This window comes from Paenarthrobacter sp. RAF54_2 (assembly GCF_052113945.1).
Taxonomy (GTDB): Bacteria; Actinomycetota; Actinomycetes; order Actinomycetales; family Micrococcaceae; genus Arthrobacter.
Genome location: NZ_JBFRDV010000054.1, coordinates 1 through 2,183, shown reverse-complemented (window position 1 = coordinate 2,183; position 2,183 = coordinate 1). Strand labels below are relative to the sequence as shown.

General features: G+C 60.8%; 3 protein-coding genes. All 3 read right to left on the bottom strand.

Translation table 11 applies throughout. From position 1 onward, the window contains the following. Positions 1 to 797, bottom strand: a 797-nt coding sequence (gene fgd / locus AB4Y87_RS25835) for a glucose-6-phosphate dehydrogenase (coenzyme-F420) (RefSeq protein WP_442007075.1), incomplete at its 3' end; no start/stop codon positions are given. 98 nt (positions 798 to 895) lie between these two features. Then, a complete protein-coding gene (locus tag AB4Y87_RS25830; RefSeq protein ID WP_442007074.1) occupies positions 896 to 1,819 on the bottom strand; it encodes an LLM class F420-dependent oxidoreductase in 924 nt (307 codons plus the stop codon). A gap of 172 nt (positions 1,820 to 1,991) precedes the next feature. After that, positions 1,992 to 2,183, bottom strand: a 192-nt coding sequence (locus AB4Y87_RS25825; protein ID WP_442007073.1) for a hypothetical protein, incomplete at its 5' end; no start/stop codon positions are given.

Below are 2,183 nucleotides of genomic sequence, written 5' to 3'. Positions count from 1 at the left end.
ATGGCCGCAGGGTCCTCCAGGCCGGCTTTCTGTTCCGGGCTCAGTGACAGCGGCGCCCAGAACCGGGTGTTTTCCAGCGCCAGGGCATAGTCCGTATCGAAGGAGAGCTTGATCTCAATCATCTTCTCTATCCCGGCCGGATCCCGTCCAGCGGCCACCGCACCTTCGAATACGGCCGGCAGCAGCTTCTCCCTATATAGGTCCATGCCTTTGCCGCTAGTGCAGATGAAACCATCGCCGGCCGCGCCCGCGTAGCGGGCCACCACCGGGCCGCCAGCGGCAATATAGACCGGAACCGGGGTTGCGGGCCGGTCATAGATGGTCGCATTGACCGTGCGGTAGTGCTCACCGTTGAAACTGACCCGGTCCTCGGTCCACAGCCGGCGCATCAGCTCCACTGCTTCCCGGGCCCGGGCGAAGCGCTCCTTAAACGCCGGCCAGTCGGCCCCGGTGACGGCAACCTCGTTCAGTGCCTCACCAGTACCCATGCCCAGGATGACACGGCCCGGATACAGACAGCCCAGGGTAGCGAAAGCCTGAGCGACGACAGCCGGGTTGTAGCGGAACGTGGGGGTGAGCACGCTGGTACCCATCACAATCCGGCTGGTACGTTCCCCCACCGCGGCCATCCAGGCCATCGCAAAGGGGGCATGTCCGCCCTCGTGGCGCCACGGCTGGAAATGGTCCGAGACCATCACCGAATCCAGGCCGATGTCCTCGGCAAGAATTGAATACTCAACCAGGGTCCTCGGGTCGAACTGTTCTGCGGAGGCTTTATAGCCGATCCTGAAACTCAATTTACTCCTCGCTTCATGCATTCAAATGGTTTTAGGGGGAAGAATCGGGCGTCCGGGGACGGTCTCTCATCTCGTTGCCTGCACCCCATACGTCTCCGTCACGCCATAGACGGGGCCCCATGGTCGAGCTCCTGGGCGATCTTTCCCAGCTCGCTCACGAATTTTCGCGTCTCACTGTCACTTGAAGAGGCAGGATGCGAATAGACGACTCGATCCAGACCGAGGTCAACGTATCGGTCTACGAAATCGAGCCGTCCCAGGTTGAGGGTGACTTCGATCGGCTTCCCGAGGGCCGCCGCCCGTTCGCGCAGCTCTGTGATCCGGTCGCCTAGGCCATCGAAGCTGTCGTCATTGTGACCAGGCATCCAAGCGTCGGCGTGCTTCAGAGTTCGGTCGACCACGGTCGGACCCATACCGCCCATCAGAATGGGCGGATGAGGCTGCTGGATTGGCTTCGGCCACTGGAAAATCGGGTCAAAGTCGACCTGCTTCCCGTGATACTCCGCTTCCTCATGCCCCCAGATCTGCTTCATGGCTTCAATGCGTTCCAGCATGAGCCCGTTACGAGTCTTCAGGTTTACGCCGTGATTCTCGAGCTCAGCGGCGTTCCACTCCGCTCCCGCTCCGACGCCGAAGAGGAAGCGTCCGCCCGTCAAACGGTCGATCGTAGCGATTTCCTTAGCAAGCCAGATCGGGTCGCGTTGAACGACCAAACAGATGCCGGTGCCCAACAGCAGAGTGGAGGTCACCGCCCCCATCATCGCAAGCGTCGTCAGCTGATCGTAGTTGCGGTAGTACTCACGAGGGAAGCCCCCGGGCGGCGACCCAGCAAAACGCTGGTCACGCGCATCGTCACCGCCGCCGTAAGCCACTTTGAGCTCATCAGGCACCCGCGAAACTACTGGAACGTGAGAATGGTCCGGTAGCCAGATCGACTCGATACCGCTGTCCTCGGTCATGCGAGCGAACTCCAGAGGCGGAAACGTCTCATCGGTTGGGTAGAACTTGATGCCAGTTTTCATGTTATTTTCTCCCTGGGGGTGCCGGCTCCGATGAGGGAGACACGGACTCATTGCGCCGTGCTATCGCGGCCGAGTTAGTACCGCATGCACGTGTGATCACATTCCACGTGCCCATTGGATTCGTAGCCTGCGATCGCCGTGCACGAACGATGACGTCTAGACCACGAGATGTCTATTCGGTTGTGCGTAGATGTTGTGGCCCGGTGTAAATGACCTGGCTGCCGGGAACGTGGCGCCACTTCTGACCCTGGTCCTGCTCTTCGATGAAGTGCGCAGCAAGAGACAACGTCCGTGAAGTCATCAGGATGGGACGTGCCAGGCGGGGATCGAGGCCGAGGTCCAAGAGCAGCGCAGCGGAGACGCC